Source organism: Caldanaerovirga acetigignens (genome assembly GCF_900142995.1).
Lineage (GTDB): Bacteria > Bacillota > Thermosediminibacteria > Thermosediminibacterales > Thermosediminibacteraceae > Fervidicola > Fervidicola acetigignens.
Genome location: NZ_FRCR01000001.1, coordinates 54,572 through 77,889, shown reverse-complemented (window position 1 = coordinate 77,889; position 23,318 = coordinate 54,572). Strand labels below are relative to the sequence as shown.

General features: G+C 44.3%; 27 protein-coding genes. 4 read left to right on the top strand and 23 right to left on the bottom strand.

What is annotated here, in order from left to right; all coding sequences use genetic code 11:
• Positions 1-4: 4 nt before the first annotated feature.
• The 5 genes from lepA to BUB66_RS00395 form a co-directional block, all read right to left on the bottom strand.
• Entirely contained in the window at positions 5-1,807 is a 1,803-nt protein-coding gene (gene lepA, locus BUB66_RS00415) for a translation elongation factor 4 (protein WP_073253056.1), read from the bottom strand.
• A 62-nt stretch (positions 1,808-1,869) separates the two neighbouring features.
• Complete coding sequence (locus BUB66_RS00410) at positions 1,870-2,208, bottom strand: hypothetical protein (RefSeq protein ID WP_073253051.1); 339 nt, start codon at positions 2,206-2,208, stop codon at positions 1,870-1,872.
• A gap of 67 nt (positions 2,209-2,275) precedes the next feature.
• The gene (spoIIP, locus tag BUB66_RS00405) at positions 2,276-3,415 is read right to left on the bottom strand and encodes a stage II sporulation protein P (protein ID WP_073253046.1); all 1,140 of its coding nucleotides are present in this window, start codon (positions 3,413-3,415) and stop codon (positions 2,276-2,278) included.
• Positions 3,416-3,475: 60 nt separating this feature from the next.
• Positions 3,476-4,444, bottom strand: coding sequence for a GPR endopeptidase (gpr, locus tag BUB66_RS00400; RefSeq protein ID WP_425291859.1), 969 nt, complete (start codon positions 4,442-4,444; stop codon positions 3,476-3,478).
• Between the two features lie 12 nt (positions 4,445-4,456).
• Positions 4,457-4,783, bottom strand: a complete 327-nt coding sequence (locus BUB66_RS00395) for a phage holin family protein (protein ID WP_066351372.1) — start codon at positions 4,781-4,783, stop codon at positions 4,457-4,459.
• Between the two features lie 126 nt (positions 4,784-4,909).
• Between BUB66_RS00395 and rpsT the strand changes: the two genes are divergently transcribed.
• Entirely contained in the window at positions 4,910-5,182 is a 273-nt protein-coding gene (rpsT, locus tag BUB66_RS00390) for a 30S ribosomal protein S20 (RefSeq protein ID WP_073253039.1), read from the top strand.
• A 42-nt stretch (positions 5,183-5,224) separates the two neighbouring features.
• Here rpsT and holA read toward each other — a convergent pair whose 3' ends face one another.
• From holA to BUB66_RS00375, 3 genes are all read right to left on the bottom strand, one after another.
• Positions 5,225-6,202: a DNA polymerase III subunit delta gene (holA, locus tag BUB66_RS00385; RefSeq protein ID WP_073253036.1), complete on the bottom strand. Its 978-nt coding sequence runs from the start codon at positions 6,200-6,202 to the stop codon at positions 5,225-5,227.
• Positions 6,203-6,264: 62 nt separating this feature from the next.
• Positions 6,265-7,095, bottom strand: a complete 831-nt coding sequence (locus tag BUB66_RS00380) for a sugar phosphate isomerase/epimerase family protein (protein ID WP_073253033.1) — start codon at positions 7,093-7,095, stop codon at positions 6,265-6,267.
• Position 7,096: 1 nt separating this feature from the next.
• On the bottom strand, positions 7,097-9,436 hold the full coding sequence (locus BUB66_RS00375; protein ID WP_073253030.1) for a DNA internalization-related competence protein ComEC/Rec2: 2,340 nt from the start codon (positions 9,434-9,436) through the stop codon (positions 7,097-7,099).
• A gap of 68 nt (positions 9,437-9,504) precedes the next feature.
• On the opposite strand from BUB66_RS00375, the gene BUB66_RS11965 reads away from it, so the two are divergent.
• Positions 9,505-9,696 carry a hypothetical protein gene (locus BUB66_RS11965; protein ID WP_159431483.1) on the top strand — a complete coding sequence of 64 codons (192 nt, stop codon included), beginning with the start codon at positions 9,505-9,507 and terminating at the stop codon, positions 9,694-9,696.
• A gap of 107 nt (positions 9,697-9,803) precedes the next feature.
• Here BUB66_RS11965 and hydE read toward each other — a convergent pair whose 3' ends face one another.
• The gene (hydE, locus tag BUB66_RS00370; RefSeq protein ID WP_073253027.1) at positions 9,804-10,862 is read right to left on the bottom strand and encodes a [FeFe] hydrogenase H-cluster radical SAM maturase HydE; all 1,059 of its coding nucleotides are present in this window, start codon (positions 10,860-10,862) and stop codon (positions 9,804-9,806) included.
• A 235-nt stretch (positions 10,863-11,097) separates the two neighbouring features.
• On the opposite strand from hydE, the gene BUB66_RS00365 reads away from it, so the two are divergent.
• Together BUB66_RS00365 and BUB66_RS00360 are read left to right on the top strand one after the other, a co-directional pair.
• The gene (locus BUB66_RS00365; RefSeq protein ID WP_073253025.1) at positions 11,098-11,637 is read left to right on the top strand and encodes a hypothetical protein; all 540 of its coding nucleotides are present in this window, start codon (positions 11,098-11,100) and stop codon (positions 11,635-11,637) included.
• Positions 11,638-11,741: 104 nt separating this feature from the next.
• Positions 11,742-12,104 (top strand): zinc ribbon domain-containing protein, encoded by a 363-nt coding sequence (locus BUB66_RS00360; protein ID WP_073253022.1) that lies wholly within the window; start codon positions 11,742-11,744, stop codon positions 12,102-12,104.
• Here the strand turns inward: BUB66_RS00360 and dapB are convergent.
• The 14 genes from dapB to BUB66_RS00290 all read right to left on the bottom strand — a co-directional run bounded on the left by dapB (position 12,101) and on the right by BUB66_RS00290 (position 23,314).
• Positions 12,101-12,856 (bottom strand): 4-hydroxy-tetrahydrodipicolinate reductase, encoded by a 756-nt coding sequence (dapB, locus tag BUB66_RS00355; RefSeq protein WP_073253019.1) that lies wholly within the window; start codon positions 12,854-12,856, stop codon positions 12,101-12,103. The genes BUB66_RS00360 and dapB overlap by 4 nt on opposite strands.
• A 131-nt stretch (positions 12,857-12,987) precedes the next feature.
• Complete coding sequence (locus tag BUB66_RS00350) at positions 12,988-13,191, bottom strand: hypothetical protein (RefSeq protein WP_066351212.1); 204 nt, start codon at positions 13,189-13,191, stop codon at positions 12,988-12,990.
• A gap of 43 nt (positions 13,192-13,234) precedes the next feature.
• Positions 13,235-14,215 carry a biotin--[acetyl-CoA-carboxylase] ligase gene (locus tag BUB66_RS00345; RefSeq protein WP_143156165.1) on the bottom strand — a complete coding sequence of 327 codons (981 nt, stop codon included), beginning with the start codon at positions 14,213-14,215 and terminating at the stop codon, positions 13,235-13,237.
• A gap of 121 nt (positions 14,216-14,336) precedes the next feature.
• Positions 14,337-14,777, bottom strand: coding sequence for an OsmC family protein (locus BUB66_RS00340; protein WP_073253017.1), 441 nt, complete (start codon positions 14,775-14,777; stop codon positions 14,337-14,339).
• 27 nt (positions 14,778-14,804) lie between these two features.
• Positions 14,805-15,098, bottom strand: a complete 294-nt coding sequence (locus tag BUB66_RS00335) for a hypothetical protein (protein ID WP_073253014.1) — start codon at positions 15,096-15,098, stop codon at positions 14,805-14,807.
• Positions 15,099-15,110: 12 nt separating this feature from the next.
• Positions 15,111-15,314, bottom strand: coding sequence for a hypothetical protein (locus BUB66_RS00330; protein WP_073253011.1), 204 nt, complete (start codon positions 15,312-15,314; stop codon positions 15,111-15,113).
• Between the two features lie 88 nt (positions 15,315-15,402).
• Positions 15,403-15,921 carry a macro domain-containing protein gene (locus tag BUB66_RS00325; protein ID WP_073253008.1) on the bottom strand — a complete coding sequence of 173 codons (519 nt, stop codon included), beginning with the start codon at positions 15,919-15,921 and terminating at the stop codon, positions 15,403-15,405.
• Positions 15,915-16,223: a hypothetical protein gene (locus BUB66_RS00320; protein ID WP_073253005.1), complete on the bottom strand. Its 309-nt coding sequence runs from the start codon at positions 16,221-16,223 to the stop codon at positions 15,915-15,917. Before BUB66_RS00320 ends, BUB66_RS00325 begins: the two co-directional genes overlap by 7 nt.
• A 78-nt stretch (positions 16,224-16,301) precedes the next feature.
• Positions 16,302-18,938: a cation-translocating P-type ATPase gene (locus BUB66_RS00315; protein ID WP_073253001.1), complete on the bottom strand. Its 2,637-nt coding sequence runs from the start codon at positions 18,936-18,938 to the stop codon at positions 16,302-16,304.
• Positions 18,939-19,004: 66 nt separating this feature from the next.
• Positions 19,005-19,535, bottom strand: a complete 531-nt coding sequence (locus BUB66_RS00310) for a spore maturation protein (protein WP_084098485.1) — start codon at positions 19,533-19,535, stop codon at positions 19,005-19,007.
• A 6-nt stretch (positions 19,536-19,541) separates the two neighbouring features.
• Positions 19,542-20,132 carry a nucleoside recognition domain-containing protein gene (locus BUB66_RS00305; RefSeq protein WP_073252998.1) on the bottom strand — a complete coding sequence of 197 codons (591 nt, stop codon included), beginning with the start codon at positions 20,130-20,132 and terminating at the stop codon, positions 19,542-19,544.
• 15 nt (positions 20,133-20,147) lie between these two features.
• Entirely contained in the window at positions 20,148-21,458 is a 1,311-nt protein-coding gene (locus BUB66_RS00300; RefSeq protein ID WP_073252995.1) for a L,D-transpeptidase family protein, read from the bottom strand.
• 115 nt (positions 21,459-21,573) lie between these two features.
• Positions 21,574-22,416, bottom strand: coding sequence for an ABC transporter permease (locus BUB66_RS00295; protein WP_073252992.1), 843 nt, complete (start codon positions 22,414-22,416; stop codon positions 21,574-21,576).
• A complete protein-coding gene (locus tag BUB66_RS00290; protein WP_073252989.1) occupies positions 22,388-23,314 on the bottom strand; it encodes an ABC transporter ATP-binding protein in 927 nt (308 codons plus the stop codon). Before BUB66_RS00290 ends, BUB66_RS00295 begins: the two co-directional genes overlap by 29 nt.
• Between the last annotated feature and the right edge of the window lie 4 nt (positions 23,315-23,318).

Sequence of the window (23,318 nt, the reverse complement as noted above, 5' to 3'; positions counted from 1 at the left end):
ATACCTACCCCATCTTTAACACCGACATGAAAGCTTCCTGCGGAACTTCTACCTTTCCGAGCTGCCGCATCCTCTTTTTGCCTTCCCTTTGCTTTTCCAAGAGTTTCTTTTTTCTCGTGACATCCCCGCCGTAGCACTTGGCTAGCACGTTTTTCCTTAGGGCCTTTATGGTTTCCCTCGCAATTATGCGCCCTCCTATAGCCGCCTGGATGGGTATCTCAAAAAGGTGCCTTGGGATTACTTCCTTCAATTTTTCAACCAACTGTCTTGCTCTTGTGTACGCTTTTTCTTTATGGACTATAAAGGAAAGCGCATCGACCAATTCGCCGTTTATCAAAATATCCACCTTGCAAAGGTCCGACTTTCTGTAACCGATAACCTCGTAATCCAAAGAAGCATAACCTTTTGTTCGGGATTTCAGTTGATTGAAGAAATCGTAAATTATCTCCGAAAGGGGCATATCGTAGCGCAGAAGAACCCTTTTTTCGCTCAAGTACTGCATGTCCTTAAAATTCCCACGCTTTTCCTGACAGAGTTCCATCACCGCTCCGACGTATTCAGTGGGGAGCATTATAGAAGCTTCCACGTAAGGCTCCTCGATGTGCTCTATTTTCGACGGCTCCGGAAAATTGGTCGGGTTGTCTACCATTACTTCCTCGCCGTTAGTCTTTTTTATTTTGTATACGACGCTCGGCGCCGTCGTTATGAGGTTTATACCGTATTCCCTTTCAAGTCGTTCCTGAACGATTTCCATGTGGAGTAATCCCAAAAACCCGCAGCGAAAGCCGAAACCCAGCGCCGCAGAAGTTTCGGGTTCAAAAAACAGCGAAGCATCGTTAAGCTGCAGTTTTTCCAAAGCTTCTCTCAATTTTTCGTAATCCTCGCCGTCGGCCGGATAAACGCCGCAAAAAACCATAGGAACGGCTTTTTTATAGCCGGGGAGCGGTTGTTTTGCCGGATTGTCCGCGTCGGTAATAGTATCCCCGACCCTGGTGTCCTTCACGTTCTTTATGCCCGCCACGACATATCCCACTTCACCCGCCCTGAGACTGTCGGTGCTCACCATCTCAGGACTAAATATGCCAACTTCCGTCACTTCAAATATTTTGCCCGTTGACATCATTTTTATCTTCCGTCCCGGTTCAATTTTCCCCTCTACAATACGGACGAATGCTATGGCTCCTTTGTAGGAATCGTAAAGGGAATCGAAAATGAGCGCCCTCAAAGGTTCTGCTTCCGAACCCTTAGGCGCCGGTATTTTCTTTACAATTGCCTCGAGCACCTCTTTGATTCCAATCCCTTCTTTTGCCGAAATAAGCAGGGCATCGTCGGCAGGAAGGCCGATTACCTCTTCAATTTCCCGCCTTACCCTTTCCGGCTCGGCACTAGGTAGATCAATTTTGTTTATAACTGGAACTATCTCCAGGTCATGTTCGAGTGCAAGATACGTGTTGGCCAAAGTCTGCGCCTCTATACCTTGGGAAGCATCAATGACGAGCAGCGCCCCTTCGCAGGCGGCAAGGCTCCTTGAAACTTCGTAATTGAAATCCACGTGTCCAGGGGTATCTATAAGGTTCAAAAGATATTCATATTCGTCTTCGGCCCTGTATACCATCCTTACCGCCTTGGCCTTTATGGTGATGCCGCGTTCCCTTTCCAAATCCATCATATCAAGCACTTGCTCTTTTATTTCTCTTTCCGGAATTGTCCCAGTATATTCGAGTAACCTGTCTGCTAGGGTGGATTTCCCGTGATCTATATGTGCAATTATGCAAAAATTCCTAATCCTTTCCTGCGGTATTTTCATCGAGGTTCCCCCTCAAAATTGCAAAAAATTTGCCGATAGAAATAATTATACATACTACAATTTTAATTATCAAGAAAAAATCTAAAATGGGGGATTTTAAAAGGACTAAAAAGCTGTACCATTGTAGGGATACTTATGTCAAATCCTGCAATGCGCATGCTTGCTTTCTTTCTGTCAGCGTAGAATTCTCCCAGTTCCCATGTCATTTTTAACGAATACCTACGGCCGAGTATGATAAAATGATACTGCCTCTCTGGCAATACTTTCATATCAAAGGTCTGAGGGCCCACATCAAGGGCCATCATATAATTTATGCCCCGCTCGGCAGCACGCAATCCAAGGCAAAGAACCACAGTAAATATTAAAAAAAGGGCAATGAGGTCTTCGATGTAAATATCCATCGCATCTACAGGCTCCTTGTTGTATTCTTACCAATTATTTTTATCAGGCTGAGCTTTTTTATTCTCCCTACGGTTTGTTCAAATCTTTAAGGACCTCCGACAAGGCTTTCGCCAGCACCCGCGCCGATTCCATGGATTCTTCCATGGTGTTGCCGTGACTTCCTATTTCCACCAAAAGGGCTTTTTTAGAAACGTGCTGGTTAAATCGTTCCTGCCTGAGATCAATTTCTCTTGTTATACCTGGATAAAGTTCTTCCAATTTTTTTTGTAGCAAAAGGGCAAACTTATAATTCTCTTTCCAGTGAGGATGGGGAAAAGTCTTGTCGGTGCCCACTACAAACATTATTCTAGAATAGTACTTATTCTCGATTTTTACAGTAGTCATTTCTCTTGCCTTCTGCGGATCAGAAACCGGCGCGTCCCTGTGAATATCTAGCACCACCTGGATGGACGGATTCTCCTTCAAAACCTTTTCCAAAGTCTTCAGGGAATTTGAATAGGAATACATGTACGTTGGCACGTCATGCACCGTTTTGTCGTGCAAAACCGTTACGCCCAGTTTATTCAACTCAGAGGACAGCACTTCGCCCACCCGGACCACGGTGAATCTGAGGTCGTTAGTATGAAACGCCTGATCCCGCGGTTGATAATTATACGCCGTGGACGGCATGTAGGATTCGGTAGTGTGAGTGTGGTAAATCAGCACGATGGGTTTCCCGGCTGCCGGTGTTATCCTTTCAATTTCTATATCTTCTTCCTCTGGAGGTGCAGGTGGAGGGCCTTCGGGGGGGTTATGTTCATTTTCAACTGTTTCGGACGGTAGTTCAATTCCCGGCGTTGTGGCTGGTTCAATTTCCATAACGTCCATGAGAGGTATCTGCAAAGCTAGATAGTTTTTCGGTTCAAATACATCAAAATTCATTTTATACTGGGGAAATTTAAAAAGAGCTTCTTTAAAACCAAAAAAGAACTCTTTCGGTTGTGGCATTGAGGCTCGTGCAGCAGGAATTGTCAACAAAAATATTTTTTGGAAAAACATAGAATCAAGGTTATCTACTATCTCTAACCCTTTCCTTTTTTCCATGCTTCCTATAACAGTTACAGATTTTTTGATAAACGCAAAACCGGAAGTGGCAGCAAGCAAAAGAAAAAAGGTAATTACGCATAATATCATCTTCCTTATCTTTATTATCCTGACTTTTAGCAAATTTATCCCCTCCGGTTAAGCATATTCACTTAAAATAAAAAAAATGAGGTTTTTTTGACCTCATTGCAAAAATGTGCTGACCTCTTCGTAGGATATGCCAGGATGTAGGGCAAGATTTAGACCTCCAGACAATGTCCTAGAAGTATTTTCAATGAGCGAATCTATTTCCTTTGGAGTTACCACCAGTTCGCCTACAAAAGGATAGAGGACCTCTCTTATCAACTGGTATTTTTCACCTATATTAAGGGTTTTCAACATTTTGTAAAATTCCGAACCTGGCTTGGCCTGACGCTCAAATTCTGAAATCATCATATCCAATGCATCGCTTGCCACCGTAGCTGCATCAACTACTGTCGGAACTCCTATAGCTACAACCGGCACTCCTATGCTTTCCCTGCTGATCCCCATTCGCCTATTGCCTACCCCTGAGCCCGGCTGGATGCCAGAATTGGAAATCTGAATGGTCGTACTTATTCTTTCAATACTTCTTGCAGCCAAAGCATCTATGACTATAACGAAGTCCGGTTTTATCCTTTCCACCACGCCTTTTATTATCTCTCCAGTTTCTATCCCAGTTATGCCCAGAACTCCCGGAGCCAAGGCACAAACTGGCCTTATGCCTTTTTTTGTATTAAATTTTTCCGGCATGAACTCTAACAAGTGCTTGGTAACCAGCAACTTTTCAACCACCTTGGGTCCGAGCGAGTCTGGAGTGACGTTCCAGTTGCCCAAGCCTATCACAAGTACAATGGAATCCACCGGCAAATTTATCATGACCTTTAATTCTTCTGCCAATTTTTTGCTCACTTCTTCAGTCAATTCCGGATCTTTTTCCCTGAGCCGGGGCACCTCTAGGGTGACGTAATAACCTTTAGGTTTTCCTAAAGCCTTTTCTCCTTCTTCATTTTCTATTCTTACTCTACTTATTGTAATATCCCTTGATTTTTCCGTTTCTACAACGACACCCGGGATTTCCTCCTTTCCGGTCATCTCCCGGGCTTCTATAGCCAGGTCAGTTCTTATGTTTATATTCCATCCCCCCTACCTCAGTTCGGTGGGCACGAAGGCGTCTACTATCCCTATAACAAGCGATGCTAAAAGCGCACCCCACCACGTGACCCTCATCGCCGGCACTAGAAACTGGGCAAAGTAAATAACAACAGCAGCTGTTATAAAGCCTACGATTCCTCGATTTTGAGGAGAAATCTTTTCTCCCAGCAAACTTTCAACGATAAAGCCCAGTATGGCTATAACAATGGCCGCGATCAAGGCTCCTGTAAAACCTGCTACCTGAAATCCCGGTATCAAAAAACTAACCAGCATCAAAACTAAAGCCGACACGATAAACCTGATTATCATTCCTACCATGTCTTTCCCCTCCATATTTTTTAGATTGCTCTTTTATAGCATTCCTCCAGATTTTCATAATATACAGTTGCATTTTAATGGACGAAATGATAAAATAGGTTTAGTGTTTTTAAGGGGGTGAGAAGCGTGCCAAATACAGCATCTGCAAAAAAGAAACTGCGCCAGGCTAAAAAGAGGACGCTCCGCAATAGACTCGTCAAAGCCAAAGTAAAGGCAGCCATTAAAAAATTCAATGAAGCTCTGCAATCCCAAAATGTCGAAAATATTAAGACCGCCCTCATAGGTGCCGTAAAAGCTCTTGACAAAGCAGCAGCAAAAGGCGTTATCCATAAAAATTCGGCAGCCCGTAAAAAATCCAGGTTATACAAAAAGCTAAAACAGCTCAGCATTGCTGTTTAATTAAACGCGTAAGCTTAGGCCTTACGCGTTTTTATTTAAAAATTATTTTTTCACCACCCTTGATATTCTCAAAATCAATTCCTCAAGTCCCCTTTTTTCTTCTATTCGGCCTCTTTTCAGATCCAGATCGAACTTTTGGCAAAGCGACAATATTTCCTTAATCTGCTGAACCTTAAAATTTTTTGCCTGCAATATCATCTTTTTTAAGGCGTAAGGATGGAGATTTAAATCTTTCTGCAGCTCGTTAAAGGTCTTCCCTTCATTTACTTTTACTGCAAAAAGGTTCATAAAGTACTTTGATATCATGTAGAGTATGACCACCGATTTTTCTCCTGCATACATGAGGTCGTTTAAGATATTAACAGCATGGGAAACTTTTCCCTCCGCTATTGAATCTATTAACCCGAAAATATTTGCCTCCGTAGACCCGGACATAATAAGTTCCAGGTCCTTTTTGTCGATCTTGCTTTTTTCAAGGACGTAGGCAGCAGCCTTTTTTATTTCCTCATCTACGTGGTAAAGGTCAAAGGTAAACTGCGCCATGAAAAAAGCAGCAGAAGGTTCCATGGGTTTTCCGTACTTTAAAGAACGGGACTCAATCCAGCGAACCTTATCTTTAAAACTCAAAGGAGCAAATTCCTTAACAAATCCTTTTTGCTGAATGACCTTGACTATTTTTTTCCTCCGGTCGACTTTTTCGGCAGAAAAAATAAGGCACAGGTATGGGGGAATATTTTCTAGAAATTCTATAAAGCGGTTTTCCGAACTTTCACTCTTTGAAGTAATTTTTCTTCCTTCTTCGAGAAATACGGCATTCAAAACCGCCACAACCCTCTTTTCGGAAAGCATCGGCACTACCCTCGATATATTTATAATCTCATCGTAAGTGATTTCTTCCCCATCAAGCCTTTGAAAATCCATCGCCTCATACGCTTCAGGAACATATTTATTTTTTATCTTTTCGATAGCTTCCATAATGAGTAATTTTTCCTGACCGTAAAACAAGTAAAGTTCGCCCATCCCTGATTCCTCTTTTTTTGAGAAATAATTTCGCAATATATTTTAGCATCTTTCTATACGGTTTAAAAGCCTGTACTCTCTATTGAGTGAACGCTTGAGCGCTCAAAAAACTTTTTTGCCGCTTTAAGAGCACGACCAAGGTACTCTTCTGGAGATTCTCGGCGTATTTTTTCTATATCGCCATCCCACGGCGCAAAACATTCCAGCGTAAGCGGTCCGCTGAAACCTGCCATATTCAGACCAAGTCTTAAGTCTTCCCAATTGATTCTGCCTTCACCCGGCACCAGGTGCTGGTCTTCCTTCCCCTCATTATCGTGGAGGTGTAGCGCCAAAAGCCGGCCGGCGTACTTTTTAAGCATTGAAAACCCACCGGATACTAAAAAATCATGACCGCTGTCATAACAAAATCCAAGATACTCTGAGTATATATTGCAAAAAACGTATTCAAGGTAATCGGGCCTTTCCACATTTTCAAGCGCGAGTCTTATCCCAAGCCGGGAAGCTTCGTCCAAAAGCCTTAAGAGTCTTTGAATTCCGGTGTTTCCTGCAGGAAATTGTGGTAAATGTCCTTCCGAAGGATGAATGACTAGAATGGGTATCTCGCAAAGAGCACAAGTCCTTATGCAATCTAAAAGCACATTTTCATAAGCTTCTCCGTTTATTCCATCGTCCCAAAGATAATTGGCATATTGGTAAGGTGCATGGGCATTGGCTATTTCAAGTCCATACTTACGTGCTATATCCGGATGCTTTGTCTTTTCTCCATCGATGTCGTAAAATTCATCGCCCCACCACAGCATTACGCAATCAAAACCTGCCTCAGATATGAGTCGAAGCCGAATATCTATGGGGATTTCGTACCCGAACCACGCAAATATGCCGTATTGCACCATGCTATCTCCTCACTTTATATCTTTTAAACTGCTTTTTGCTTGTAAAAATTTCAACGCTACTTCCCTTGATTTTAAAGCTTATTGCCCCGTGAACGTCTGTTCTAAAAACTTTGATTTTATTTTCTTCTAAAAGTTCCAAAACTCTGGATGATGGATGTCCGAAACTATTATTTTCCCCGACTGAAATTACCGCAATTTTAGGGGCTACTTTTTTTAAAAATTCTTCAGAAGTTGAAGTAGCACTCCCATGGTGAGCAATTTTTAGCACGTCTGATCTTATATCGCACTCGTCAATCAAATCCTTTTCTCCTTCAAAACCCAAGTCTCCAGTAAAAAGAAAACTCAGTCCTTTATACATCATTTTTAGAACTACCGAATTGTCGTTATCGTCATCAAAAAGGTGACGCTTTGCCGGGTTTAAAACATAAAACGCCGCTTCACCTATTCGGAAAGCATCTCCCCTTGAAACCATGAATATCGGTATTTTCCTTCTCTTCGCGATCTCCACCATCTTCTGGTAAATCTCCGAACCATCTGCATGGCCGACAATTATAACTTCTATATCCATTTCTTCAATTATAGATATTAATCCTCCTGCGTGATCCGAATCAAAGTGGGTAAAAACTACCGCATCCAGTTTTCGAACCCCTTTATTATAAAGATAAGGCAAAACCACGTCCTTCCCTATATCAAAACTGCCCTTATAGTAAAGGGGCATTCCTCCTCCGTCAATAAGCATTGTTTTGCCATCTTCCGTTTTTATGAAAATGCAGTCTCCCTGGCCGACGTCCAAAAAAGTCACTTCAAATCCTGAACTTGTCGAAATCAAACTTGCCAATACAATTAACAAGCAGAGACCTACCGCAACATATTTATACCTTTTTTTAATCCTTAAAGCTTCCACCGGTGCAAAAACTGCGTAAAGCACAGTAAAATAGGCCAAACCTGCAAGAGGTCCCAAAGAAGGGACCGAAAAAGCGGCATAAGGCAGCTTTGATGCAAAAGTCGTTATCCGATCTATCAAAAATATCATTACTCCGGTAACTTTTACAATCGGCACAGCGAGGAAGGGTATAAAATTTACAAGGCCTCCTAAAAATCCCCCAATGAGTGCTGCTCCGGCCAGTGGCACTATAATGAAGTTCAGTAAAAAACCTGCCAGGGATATTTTGTGAAAATAATACATAAGGAATGGGAAAAGCAGCAATTGTGCTGATACTAGGACCGCCAGGGAGTCGCGGAAAAAGGCAGGAACTTTATAAAAAAATCGCTGTACGGGCTTAAAAAATAGCACTATACCAGCAGTAGCAGCAAAAGAAAGCTGAAAGCTGGCTGAGAAAAGATTAAAGCTGTTTATCAAAAGTAATAAAAAACCTGCAAAGCTCAGGCTATTTAGCGGATCGCTTTTTCTTCCAATCAGCCTTCCAAGCATCACTACTTCCAGCATTATGGCAGCCCTCAAAACCGGTGGCGCCATTCCTGCCATCAGCGAATAAAAAAGGACTGCTAAGCTGCCAGCAATAAAACTTGCAGTCCGGGAAAGCTTAAAAAAATTCAGTATCCATCCCGCACCAGCGTAGATTATGCCGACATTATATCCCGAAGCCGTTAAAATATGTAAGACCCCTCCGTTACCGAAAGCTTCCAAAACATCGTCCGGAATATCCCCCTTAAGCCCCAGCACTATCCCTGAAAGCAGGGATGCCAGCCTATTTGGAAGCACCCGACGATATAAGTTTTGTATCCTTTCCCTGAAATTTAATGCGGATTCTACCAGCAGGTTTACGTTACCCTTGCCCAAATACTTCATTTCCCGGGAAAACATGGTCGCTGTTATGCCTTTTTGCGAAAGGTATGCCATGTAGTTGAACCCGCCGGGATTATCGTAATTTCGGGGCAGCCTGAGGTTCCCGGAAAATTCCGCCACATCGCCGTAATTCAGCAGCTTTATTGAATCTTTACGAGGAATTGTAACTCTAATTTTGCCTGGAGCTTTAACGTATCTTTCGTCTTGCAAAACATGTAACGTCCTTACTTCATAAGTTACTTTTGTATCTTCTACTTCCGGCGGCGTTACCACAGTGCCTATTATGGTCCTATAGCTTCCCGCATAGTCTGCAATGGTGCCTTCCATCCTGGCAGAGTAGAAAATATGGTATAAAGCCCCTAGAGCAAATATTATAATTCCAAGGAGAACTGATTTCCGTAAGTCTCTTACAACAAAATAAAGACTAAATCCGGATATAAGCAAGATTATAAAAGGCCATAAAGTTCTTATGTATTCTCCAGCAGCAATTCCCGATGCAAAAAATAAAAAGGCAAATAAAAAGGGGCGGTACATAGATTGCCATAGCTAGTCATCTAAACTGTCCAAAACAGCCAATGTTTAGACGGCTGGGGTATTTTTTATTGCCGCCTTTCAAATTCGTCCCACCCCAGCAGGCGGTATTTGAGACGACGACAGATTATTTCCGGAGGAACAACATAATGAAAATCATCTTTTGCGGTGCCGCAAAAATCGTTACAGGTCATGCTAGAGATGCGGATCTTCAAGGATTGATAAATTGGGTAAAAAATGGTGCTCACAAGATAATTATATAACGCCCGGGGAAGCAGAAAACTGCAAAAATTTTAAAAGGGAATTAGAAAAAATATCCAAACGTAAAATAAGCATTCCAGACCTTTTTCAAGAAATAGAAATATAAGGCTTAAATCATAGCAGAATCCTTTTTATAGTGCCTGCTCTGCCCCTTCCCTTGCCCCACTTTTCTTCCCAGCGAAACAATGATTGACTCAATGCAACCTCTGCACTTTGTCGCATCCTCATTTATGCAAATCTTGCCCGGATACAGCTCATACTTGAGTTTGTACTCAAGGCTGTTGACGTTTGGCATTACAATATTCGCACCACTTTTTAGCCCTTTTTGTCTCCCATAGGGGTCCAAGGTACCAAGTGCAGTTGTCGCCGGTATATTAGAATCCGGAATCAAAAGCCTCAAAATAGCAATGCTCTTGAGTGTCAAATCAACTGAACCCTCTTTTGCATCTTTTAATGGAGTTTGTGGATGAGGAATGAAAGGCCCAATACCTATCATATCTGCATCCAATTCCTTTACTAGAATTATGTCCTGGACCAAGTCGTCCAACGTCTGTTCTGGAAGGCCTATCAAGAAACCCGTCCCAAGTTCAAATCCAAGGCTTTTTATCCATTTAAGGCAGTCTATCCTTTTTTCAAAGCTCATGCCCGGATGATACTTTCTATATAGCTTTTTATTTGAAGTTTCAAACCTCATCAAAAACCTGTCCGCCCCTGCATCTTTAAACGCCTTGTACTCATCGTACGACCTTTCACCAATCGAAAGTGTTATAGCAACGTCAGCTACCATTTTTATCTTTTTAATTATTGAGCACAACATGTCTTTTGTGTAATACATGTCCTCGCCAGACTGCAGCACCACAGTGTGATACCCCATTTGGTATGCTCTTTTTGCAACTTCTACTATTTCATCTTCCTGCATTCTGTACCTCTGAGCATTCTGGTTGCTTCGCCTCAGTCCACAGTAAAAACAATCGTTTTTGCAATAACTCGAAAATTCTATAAGTCCTCTCAAAAAAACCTCGTCCCCAACACGCTCCTTCCTTACCCTATCTGCCGTTTCTAAAAGAAGATCTCTATCCTCGCCTTCTGCCATCAGCAAAAGTTTTATCTCATCCTTTACGAGATTTCTTTCATGATATGCCTTTTCTAAAATTTCTTTTACTTTCATTTCTAAACTCTCCTACACAATTGCTATTGACTATTTTTTATAAAATTGTGTTCATTTTCAAACGGATGCACTCAGGGTGTACTCTGTTTCAGTTTATTTCCACTTCTATCTTTACTTACTATTATGGTAACATACAACGAAATGATTGTAAATACAAAGGCAAAGCGTTTCGCGTATCCCATCAATAGATTGACTGAATAGAATATAAAAAAACAACTTTTTCGGAGGCGGTAAAATGGGACCAGGAACTACCGTCGCTGTTTCAGCCCACGGATATGGGGACGAAGAAGCTTTTGACTACCGCGCCCACAAAACGGGCCATCTTGTTATAAAGCCGAAGAACGGTAAGGAATTTTTGGCAATGCTTTCCGGCGTCTCCGCGACCTTTGGAGCCATCAGTCTTATAAAAGTGTTCGCCCATTCCTATCCGCGGGGAATAATAATGACCAACTGGAGTGGCTTTTATGACGAACCAGGACCCAAAGATACTGCCATGGCCGCTTACGTAATCGATCTTGAGGAACTAATCAAAAAAGGTAAGATAAAATTTTCCCCAAATCCCCGCTGGATGCTTTTCGGCTGCAACTTAGCTGGTCGTTTTTCAGAAAAACTTTCACTTGCAGTTTCAGGTACAGTCATAGCCCCACGAGGCGACAGCTTTCCGCAAATTGCGGGGAACCGTGAAACCGGGGTATTTATCTCCGTATACCGGTGGGAGGTCTTCGTAAAAGGCAAATACGCCTATAGCCTCGGCAAAAAGCTGCGGGCTTGGTGATAAATAAAACTAGTGAAAAACTTTCGGTCTGGATAGCGCCATCTTTTTCTATTATAATAGATTCTGTAGCATTTTTTCTTACTTTTAGAGTGGGGAGGAGTGCGATGTTTTTTTTCGGTATTTTCGGAATTCAGGATAAGGAAAAACACGTAAGAGATTTCGACGCAACGGTATGTCCGTCTTGCGGCAGGCTTTCACGGGCCGAACTAATAGAAGTGTTCACTTATTTCCACTTTTTCTTTATTCCCATTTTCCAGTGGAACAGGAGGTACTTTGTGAAATTCCGGTGCTGTCCAGCAATTTTTTCGGTGAATAAGGAATACGCCGAAGAACTAAAAAGAGGGGCCGACCTTGATGTTTCAAGGCTCCACAAAGTATTCGGCCACGGAAGCTACTGTCCGGAATGTGGAAGTTACGTCGACCCCTCATTCAATTTTTGTCCTTATTGCGGAAGAAGGATAAGTTAGCAGCTCAGACTGTCCACGAGGTCCTTCATCGTATAGTACCCTGGCGCCTTTTCCACTATAAACTTGGCGGCCTTAAGCGCACCGGCTGCCAAAACTTTTCTTGAAGTTACCAGATGACTAATTTCGATAGTTTCATCCTCGCCCCCAAAAATCACTCGGTGTTCTCCCACCAGGTTTCCGGCCCTGATGGAATGAATGCCTATTTCGTTTTTATCCCTCTTTTTCCTCTTGTCTACCCTGCTGTAGACGAATTCAGCCCCACTTCTAACTTCCTGTATGGCCTCAGCCAGCATAATGGCCGTTCCGCTGGGAGCGTCTATCTTTTGATTGTGATGTCTTTCAACTATCTCCACGTCGAAATCGGATAAGACCCTGGCCAGCTTTTGAGAAAGCATTACCATGAGAAATACCCCCAGCGACATATTTTGCGAATAAAATACCGGTATTGTCTTAGCAGCATCCTGAAGCTTTAGCCTATGACTTTCTACTAAGCCTGTGGTCCCCATCACCAGCGGAATGCGGCGCGCCAGTGCATAACTCAATAAATTGTCAAAGGCCTGGGGATTGGAAAAATCCACTATTACGTCGGCTTTTTCATCTATTTTGAATATGCTGTCGTAAATGGGAAAATCACCCCTTTCCCCGACAACGTCGACACCCGCAATTATTTCCACGTCTTCCTGGGATTTTACTAATTCCGCTATGGTTTTTCCCATTTTCCCCCGTGCCCCGTTTAAAATAATTTTTATCATAAAAAGTCCCCCTTAATTTTATGGTTGTAAAATACATCAGTTAATTTATATTCTACCGCCGTTTTTAAAGTTCCTGCACAAAGATAAAAAAGCCTTCCTTACTGAAAGGAAAGCTTTTTAGAGTCTCTTATTTATTTTATCATATAATAAAAAGATTCGAGTTCTTCGCTGTCAGCTCGCGGAAGCTTTACCTTTAACTCCTGAATAACCTCGTCATCAACCTGGATAAATTTGTCTCCCAATAGGCGAGCGCATATATTGATGCTTGCCAGGGAATTTTTATGGTGGGTCACAAAGTCCAATATTTCCTCTATCTGCTTCTGCCGTTCGTCCACCCAAATGCACCTCCATTATTATTGTGAGCCCGAAAACCTCTATTTATTCCCTGAGCGACACATCGCCGCTCAAAACCCTTTCCACCGTGCCCTCATTGGTTTTAACCAACAACGCGCCATTACCGTCCACATCCAAGGCCAATCCTTCTAGTTCGTAATTCCTGCCGATTATCCTAACTCGCTTACCAAGGTTGCAGGAAAGCTGCCTCCATTCCTCCAGTACCTTTCCAAATTCGCCGTCCTCTAGGCATCTGTAGACTACCTCAAATTGCGAAAGAAATTCGGTTAAAATTTTCAATCGGTCCACATTCTTTCCGGAGGCAAGCTTCAAGGACGTAGCCGTCTCTATAATTTCTTTCGGAAAATTCGTGTTATTCACATTGATTCCTATTCCAGTTACCACAAAATTGATACTGTCCATGTCGGCGCTCATTTCCGTCAAAATCCCAGCCACTTTCTTGCCCTTCACCAGAAGGTCGTTCGGCCATTTTATCCGGCAATCTATTCCGGTGACTTTTCTTATCGCCTTTGCCGCCGCGACCGCACAGGTCATGGTAATCCTCGGGGCTTGATAAGGCTCCAGGGAAGGCCTTAGAATTATCGACAACCATATTCCTTTCCGGGGCGGTGATACCCATCTCCTTCCCAATCTCCCTTTTCCTCCCGTTTGCTCTTCCGCAATCACCAGCGTCCCGTGGGGTGCGCCATTCTGAGCTAACTTTTTTGCTTCATCGTTGGTAGAACCTATCGAAGGGTAATGGTAAATTTTGCGGGCCAGGAATTCGAGGCGGCTATTTTGTATAATTTCCTCCGGCAAAAGCAAATCCGGCGACCTCTTCAGGCAATATCCCACCCTCGGCACCGAATCTATTTCATATCCGAGCTTTCTTAAATGGTTTACCTGCTTCCATACTGCGGTGCGGCTGACACCGAATTTTTCGCTTATTTCCTCACCGGAAACATAACTGCCCTTTTTCGAAAGAAATATCAACAAAAGTTCATTTAAAGAACCGTCTCTCATCATAGTTTAAATCCACCTTTTACAAAACCATTTTAAGCTACTTATAGTTTAATTTACCTGCTCATTTGTGTCAATGTCAAAAAGCCTGCCGGAGTTTAATCCGGCAGGCTCCTGATTTTGAATCTTATTTTTCGATAACCATATCGCCGGTTACTGGTACACCCTTTAAAGTGTCCTTCACGGGACATCTTTCCTGTACGAGTTCATAAAGTTTTTTTACGTTTTCCTCTGGGGAATCGGAAACTATGTGCATTTTATAACGTATCTCGGAAAAACCTTTCCTTACATTCGGGTTTTTCCCAAGGAAACCATCTGGGTCGAGGTCCCCTTCAAGGTCCACGGAAAATCCTTTTAGCTCCACGCCGCACATAGGAGCAAATGCGCTGGCTACTATCGCCATGCAACCTCCCAAAGAGCAAAGCAGCATTTCCACAGGATTCATGGCGGTGTCGGTCCCACCTAGCCCTTTGGGTTCGTCAACGGTGACTTTGAATCCCCTTGCGGTCCCTTCGGCTACCATACCTCCCTTCCACTCAGTTTTGGCTTTGAAAGTCACCTTTGCCATAATAATACCCTCCCAGTTTAAATTTTATTACTGTTCGCCCATTGCATCGTCCACATAATACTTAGGCTTTGATTTTTCGTTGCCTAAGTAGTGGAGATTGGCGTAAATATTCACCGTGTGCGCGTTTTTGTTGTGCTGTATTCTGACGTCGCCAGGGATTCCATCATCCTGGTGGTAATTGAGGTACTGCTTTAACACGTCGTAGGCGTCTTTATCGTTCAAATTATCATATATACTCAGATACACATCCTCCGGAATTTCGAGGATGATGTGGCAAAGCCCGTCTTTTACCGCCCGCGTTTCCTTTATAGAGTTTAGCATGAACACCACCGCTTATTCTTTTTCCTTTTTCTCCGGGTTTTTTACGGTCAAATTGTTAGGAGGCGTCTTCATAGGGTTTTCAATTTCGAATTCCCGGGAAAGCTCGTATTTTTCCGGTCTTTCGTCATCGAAAAGCTCGCCTTTAAACCTCCTTCTATCCAACGGCAGCACCAGCTTTCCTTTCGATTCTTCCCTTTTTTTCCGAACACTTCCCATTCACACTTTCCTCCCCTTTTTTTGTCTTCAATCTTAGTATCTTCAATTGCAACGGTCGATATTTATGAATCAATTAAAAAAGCCCCCTTCAAGGGGCTTTTTTCAATTCCTCTTCCAGGTATTTTATGAACTCACCGCTCACGTCCATCACCGTAATGTCTATATCCTTTACATCACCGAGAACTTCCTTATAAACTCTTGCCACATCCTTTTTGGGGACGCCTCCGACGCCTGTAGCCAGCGCCGGCAGAACCATGGATTTAACTTTCATTTCCCGGGCTTTCTCGAGGAGCGACTGAAGGCATTTCCTTACTATCTCTACGCTGGACGGCTCCGCCGGCCTCTTCATGGTTACTGCATGAAAGATGTACTTGGCTTTCAATCCGCCGGCGGTGGTAACGTAAACGTCTCCCGGCCGGGGGTCGAGCTGGCTGCAGACCCTTATGGCTTCGTCTTCAATCACTTTCCCGCCGGCTTTCTTTATTGCCAGGGCTACGCCACCGCCCATAGGTCCGATGCCGTTTGCCGCATTTACTATAACACCGGCCTCGGCCTTCGTTATGTCTCCCATAACAAGCTTCACTTTATCACCCCTTCGACCTAACATTTTGCAAGTTCGGACAGCTCTTCCAGTTTCTTTTTCCAGTAATCCCTCTTAGCTTTCAATTCCCCTATTAACTTCAGGTCGTGCTCGATGCAAAGTCCTTCCTGGACCCTGTTTTCGGCAAAATGAATGGCCTCATCAAAAGTTTCAAGAGCTCTTTTAAATAAATCTTCGGCATAACAAGCTCTCTCCCTTTCGTGAGGCCAGTTGGATTTTTTTGAATCCCTTATGATGGCTTTTAACACATCGAAGAACTTTTCCCCCTCCGTGTAAAGATTTATGGAAAAATCAAGATGTTTAATCATTTTAAAACCTCCCGGCCGCTTTTATTTTATAATTTCCACAAAACTTTTAAAATTCCTCCTCAATTTTAAAATATATTTTTACAGGACCGCACCCAGGCCGGAGAGGGCCAAAATTAAAAGCCACATTTTTCCATCAAGCGGCACGGTGTGGAAGATAACCTGAAGCGACGGAACGTAGACAACTCCCAAAAGCATTGCCGCCGAAATTATTACAGCCATTGTGAGAAAAAGATTCGAGAACGGATTTTTCCCCAATAAAGTGGCGTTTTCTTCCCTGCATTCAAAGGCAAATATGAGCTGGGACATCACTAGGGTGGAAAAAGCCACCGTTCTTGAGAAGCCTATCCCGGAGCCGCCGAAATACCAGGATATCAGGTAGGAAGCCATGGTAGCAAGGCTTATAAGAAACCCCCTGTAAAATATTTTCCGTCCCATACCGCCGGAAAAAATACCTTCCTGTCTTTTTCGGGGTTTGCGGTTCATCACATCCCTGTCGGGCGGGTCCGCTCCCAACGCAATGGCTGGCAGGCCGTCAGTTATAAGGTTCATCCACAGTACTTGTATAGGCAAAAGCGGCAGCGGCATCCCCAGGAGCGACGACCACACCATCGTCAGCACTTCTCCGGTATTGCAGGAGAGCAAGTAACGTATGAATTTTCGGATATTGTCGTAAATGATGCGTCCTTCTTCCACGGCGGATACGATACTTGCAAAATTGTCATCCAGCAATATCATCGCCGAAGCTTCCTTCGTCACATCGGTGCCTGTTTTGCCCATTGAAATACCTATATCCGCTTCCTTTACTGCAGGAGCGTCGTTCACTCCATCACCGGTCATGGCAACAACGTGGCCCTTCTTTTTTAGCGATCGAACTATTCTCAACTTGTGTTTGGGAGTCACTCGGGCGTACACTGAAATATCATCTATACATTTTAAAAACTCGGATTCGGACATTTCGTCAAGCTCTTGTCCAGTTATTATTCTTCCACCTTTGCTTATAATATTCAGATCTTTTGCCACAGCCCAGGCGGTAGCCCGGTGATCACCCGTTATCATTACAGGCTTTATCCCCGCGGCAAAGCATCTTTCGACTGCTGAAGCCGCTTCAGGTCGCGGAGGATCAATCATTCCCACCAAGCCTAGAAAAATCAAACCTGTCTCGATATTTTCGTTTAAGTCCCGAGTGCTGGTTAATTTCTTGTAAGCAAACGCCAGGACCCTCAAGGCTTCCCTTCCCATATCCTCGTTTATCTGGGATATTTTTCTCTTTTCTGATAAAGTCATCTTTTTAATATTTCCATTTTCTTCTATATCATCGCAAAGTTCCAAAATTACGTCCGGAGCTCCTTTTGTGAACAGGAATAGCTCCCCCTTTTGGTTTTTCACCACCACAGACATTCGCTTTCGTTCCGAATCGAAAGGAATTTCTCTTATCCTTTTGTAAGTCCTTTCAACGTCATTTTTAAGTATTCCTGCCTTTGCAGCCGCAACCAAAAGGGCAACTTCCGTAGGGTCTCCGGCGGGCACCATCTCCTTTGGCCTTCCAAAGCCAAAAATTCCGGACTTTTGCTCACCAAGTTCAGCGTTATTGCATGAAACTGAAATCCTGAGCAGTTTTTCCATTGAAGGAGAAGTCTTTTTAAGCAGCCGGCCATCGTTTGTTATTAAGTCCCCTTCCATACTGTAGCCGCTTCCTGTTATCGTCACCGTTTCGCCATCCACATAGATTTTCCTCACGGTCATCCTGTTTTCCGTAAGGGTGCCGGTTTTATCGCTGCAAATAACTGTAGCACACCCCAGGGTTTCTACGGCCGTAAGTTTTCTCACCATCACATTCTTTTTCACCATCCGCTGAACTCCCATGGCGAGCACCATCGTGACCACGGCAGGCAATCCTTCGGGTATTGCTGCTACGGCAAGGCTTACTCCAAAAAGGAACATCTGGTAAATCTGCTCGCCCCTTAGAACCCCCAACATCGCGACCATAAAGCATATAAAAAGGCAAAGGACGAGGAGTTGCTTGCCCAAGTCATCAAGCCGCCTTTGAAGTGGGGTTTGCTCTTCCCCGACGCCCTCCACCATTCCGGCAATTTTGCCCATTTCTGTATTCATTCCTGTTTGCGTTACCACCATCTTACCCCTGCCGCTTACCACCATGGTCCCCATGAATACCAAATTTGAACGGTGGATTTTCAACGTTTCCAGTTCACTGATTTCTGCGCTTTTTTCAACCGGTACTGATTCTCCCGTAAGCATGGATTCGTCAACTTTGAGATTTTCAACTTCAAAAAGTTCCCCGTCGGCCGGTACTTTATCGCCGGTCTCCAATATCACCACATCGCCCGGCACTACTTCTTTAGCCGGGATTACCTGTATCTTCCCATCGCGCACTACCCGGGCTACGGGAGCCGCCATTTCTTTCAAAGCCTCTAGAGCTCTTTCAGTGCGGTATTCCTGTATGAACCCCATAAAACCGTTTAATACGATAATTGCTGTGATGGCCGCAGCATCGGCCATCTCACCCAAAAAATACGATATTATTGTTGCCCCTAAAAGTACCAGGGTGATGGTGCTCTTAAACTGGTTGATGAAAAGGATTGCGGGTGATTTTTTCCGACTTTCATGGATCACGTTTTCTCCGAAGAGTTTTTTCTTTAAAGGTATCTCTCTGCTTGACAAACCTCTTTTTAGATCTTTGTTCCACAATGCCGTCATTTTTTCCCCTCCAAGCTATGAATCCTTTTTAAATTTATTCAGACATCTTTAAGGTTATGTCATCCTTTACTTAAACAATAGTTTTGCTATATGCGCTGACGCCAGCAGGCCCGCAAAATCCGCTATAATACCAACCGGGATAGCATACCTCGTCTTTTTTATGCCTACCGAACCAAAATAGATAGCGATTATGTAAAAGGTGGTATCGGTAGAACCCATCAGCGTAGAGGCCAGCCTTCCCATGTACGAATCTGGACCGTGGGTGTCAAAAATTTCTATCATCATGCTGAGTGCCGCCGGTCCCGACAGGGTTCTCACTACAGACAAGAAGAGGGCTTCAGCCGGAATCTCCAAAAGTCGAATGACAGGATTCAAAACTTGCACCATTAAATCTACAGCTCCCGACTCCCTGAAGATGCTGACGGCAACGTAAATCCCCAAAAGATATGGAACAAGCTTTACGGCAAGCTGCAAACCTTCCTGGGCTCCTCGTGTAAACGCTTCAAATACCCTGACGTTATTTATCAAACCGTGTAAAAAGACCGCCGCCATCACGACGGGAATTATCCAGGAAGAAATTGAAATTTGCTCCGCCAAATTCCATTACCTCCTTTCGATTTTCCGGTAAAGGAGCCTGAAAGCGCAGTCGGCAATAACTGCAACCATAGTAGAACAGGTGGTTGCAAAGAGAATGGCTCCCAGCACTTCCGATGGATTTTTAGAACCTGCCGCAGCCCTTAGAGCTATTATCGTCGCAGGTACCAGCGTCACGCTGGATGTATTTATGGCAAGGAAGGTACACATGGCCTCCGTTGCGGTATCGGGATTGGGATTTAGGGTTTGCAGTTCTTTCATAGCTTTAAGTCCGAAGGGTGTCGCCGCGTTGCCGAACCCCAGCATGTTGGCGCTCAAGTTCATCAATATGCTCCCCATGGCCGGGTGACCTTTGGGTATGGAGGGGAAAAGCCACCTGAATAAAGGCGCGATAAACCTGCTGATACTATCAATAAGCCCTGATTCTTCCGCCACTTTTGCTATCCCAAGCCAAAAACCCACGACTCCCACTAGACTTATAGCCCTCTCAATGGCGGTTTTTGCAGCTTCCAGTGCAGCGGGAGTTATTGAATCCAGCTTTCCGTTCCAAGCGGCAGCTAAAATCCCTCCCAGTATCAAAAAAGCAAAAATCCAGTTCACTTGAATCCCCCTTCTTCAATCGTGGATTACGACCATAGTTCCTTCCGGGATGTTTTCGTAAAACCACTTGGCGTCTTCATCTTTGAGCCTCACGCAGCCGTGGCTTGCGGGTATGCCGAGTTTTTCATATTCCTCCTTTATGACGTTCCGGTCTTTGTCCCTGGGCATAGAATGAAAAAGGTAATTATCCTTTATCCTGACCCAGTAAAAAGCCCCCTGCCCGAACCTTTCCGAAAAAAACCACACTCCCCTGTCCTTTACAGTAAAATACCCCAGAGGCGTTTCGGTGTCGGACCCGGGCCTTCCTCCGGATGCCAGCATGGTCTTTACGATTTTCTTGCCCCTGTATACCACCACTTTCTGCAGGGGTTTTAAGCTAACTTCCACCCACAGACTGTCCCCGATGGACTTTGCGGTAAATTTGAAACGGTAGGGCGCCGATTTTTGTCCGTACACCGATGTACCCTCCACCAAAGCCTCGTAAGTTTCTCCCGGGAGAAAAACCGAATGGGGCTTAAATTCGGCTGTTTTCCCGCGGCAAATAACATCCCCGCTCATCCGGCTCACCTTAATTAAAACTTCCCGCATTTCCTGGTCAAAGTCGACCTTTAAAACTGTGTAGGGCATAACATCTGCCCTACCGTTTTCGGGATAGGTAGATATCACCTTTGGAACTGGGGCAACCTCAAACCACCTGGAATAACCCGAAAAGATGCTTTCGCCGCTTTCAAATTTTACAAAGTATTTATCCCCGGGCCATAGCGGCTCGCGAGGGACGAGAAGCCAACGGCTTTCGTCCTTGAACAATTTGCCCGTCGCCGTGAGAATGTAGGAGGGTCTTAAATCAAAATCGAAGTCGGCTCGTAAGTATTTTGAAATTTCCTCTTCCTTTACCGGAGTGCTAAAGCTCAAAACCACGGGCCCCGAGCTTGCAACAGGCGATGAAACCTCAACCGGAAAAGGCCGTATTTTCACTCTGTAATAGACCCTCACGCCCTTTAAAAGACCCGGCACCGCGGTTTTTAAAGGTTTTATGCGAAGTATTGTTTTTAAACCTTTAGGGAGGCCCTTTTCAAGAGCGTAGATTTCCAAAGTCTTATCGTCCAACCAGCGAAGGGTTTTTACAAAATCCATCCCCGGCCTTTCAGACTCAAGGCGGATTTTATCTGCCGCATCCCGTTCTATTACCGGGATATAAAAGTTAACCCTTATCCGCACAAGACCTGTGTCATTTAGCTGCTCTATTACTACATTGTTGAAACTGGACACCGCAACCCATGCTGCAATAACCAAAAGAATAATTAAAAGCAAGTACCTGCACCTCACAGGTCCACCCCCTTTAACTATTTCTATGACTTAGATTAAACAATTTTGACCAAAAAAAGAAAAAATGGATGTCATTTAAGACATCCATCAATACACTCACAGTTAACACAAATTTTTATATGTCCCTCAGCGCAAAGCTTCTTGCGGCCATATAGAGCATAAAGACCATGTAAGTCGCCGCATAAAAAAGCATTAAAAGACTCGGTTCGGCACCGCCTCCTAAAAGGTTATTTCGCAAAAAGTAAATGCCGTTTGAAGAAAACAACACGGAATTCATTTTCCTGTAAATGGCATCGGTGGGCATCAAAAGGCTTGCAATTATCCCCGCGTTTATGAGCCCAGTAGCGCTGCGGCCTCCCAAAGATATCAAATAGCCTATCTGTTCCACCCATCCTCCGATGAGCGCAAAGCCGTAAAGCATCACCGCCATGATGCCCGCGCCGAGCGTCGACATGCGGGCGCTGCCCCAAAGACATACCGAAAGGAGTATTAGGGGCATCCACAAAAATAAAAGGGCACCGTTAAAAACCTGAGAAAAACTAAAAACCACTCTTGCCCCTAGAGCCTTGTTCAAAAAAATAATGCCAAAAAATAAAAAGAGGGAGTAAAGGGAAACCATAAGCCCTATGCCGAAAAATTTCCCCAGCACCACTTCATAGCGTTTTATCGGTTTTACCAAAACCGCCTGCATCACGCCGCTTTCTACGTCCGCCGAAAGAGCCCCCGCCGAGGAAATTACCACCAGAAAAGCAACTATAAGGGAGGCAAAGTAAAGCCCTACAGTAATAAATTCGGAAAAAATCGGAAGTGCCAAGGTGTTAACTCTAGGCAGTGCCTCGTAAGCTTCTTTAATCCCGAAACCATAGAGGGTCAAATACGTAAGCGTCAAAAGCAGCACGAAAAACAAAGCCTTTTTATGGAACATCTCCTTAAAGGTGTACTTTATCACCGTTATCAATAGCTTTCCCTCCCCTCACCAGATTTACAAAAAGCTCCTCCAAAGAAACGCCTTCCATTTTTAATTCGTAAAGGGGGGTCTCTGACTGCACTATGACCTTTGCTATCAGGGGTATGTCATCCCTTTTGGCCACTTTTATCGTGAGTATATCCTCCTGGAGCTTGACTTGTAGTGCAATCTTTTTCAACTCTTCTATTAGGCCCTCGGCGGGACTTCCTATTTTCACCGTCAACGCGGAATTTTCAAAGAGTAAATCTTTAAGGTCCCCGCAGGCTATTATTCTGCCCCTGTTGATTACCGCTACCCGGTCGCAGACCATTTCCACTTCGCTCAGAAGATGGCTGTTTAGGAAGACGGTTTTGCCTTTCTTTTTCAGGTCCCTTATTATCTCGCGCACTTCTATCCTGCCGACGGGGTCTAAAGCCGAAGTGGGCTCATCTAAGAAAACCAACGCCGGGTCGGCCAAAAGGGCCACTGCCAGTCCGAGCCTCTGCTGCATCCCCTTGCTGTAGCCTGCCACCTTCTTTTTCTCATGCCCGGAAAGTCCAACAAGTTCCAAAAGCTCCGAAATCCTTTCGGCAGGCCTTGGTATTTTGTAAAGCTCCGCATGGAAGCGCATGACTTCTAATCCTGTCATCCAGTCGTGGTACCTGAAATTTTCCGGCAGGTATCCGATTTTGCCCATTGCCCTGATGTCCCCCAGGGGCCTTCCAAGCACGCGGGCACTCCCGCCGGTGGGGCGCAAGAGCCCCACCAGAGTTTTTACGAGAGTACTTTTACCGGCACCGTTGGGGCCTAAAAACCCGAAGACCTCGCCCTCTTTCACACTGAGATTAATGTCGACGCATCCGCCCTTTCCGTCGTACTGTTTTGTAAGGTTGAAAGTTTCTATTACCATGTCT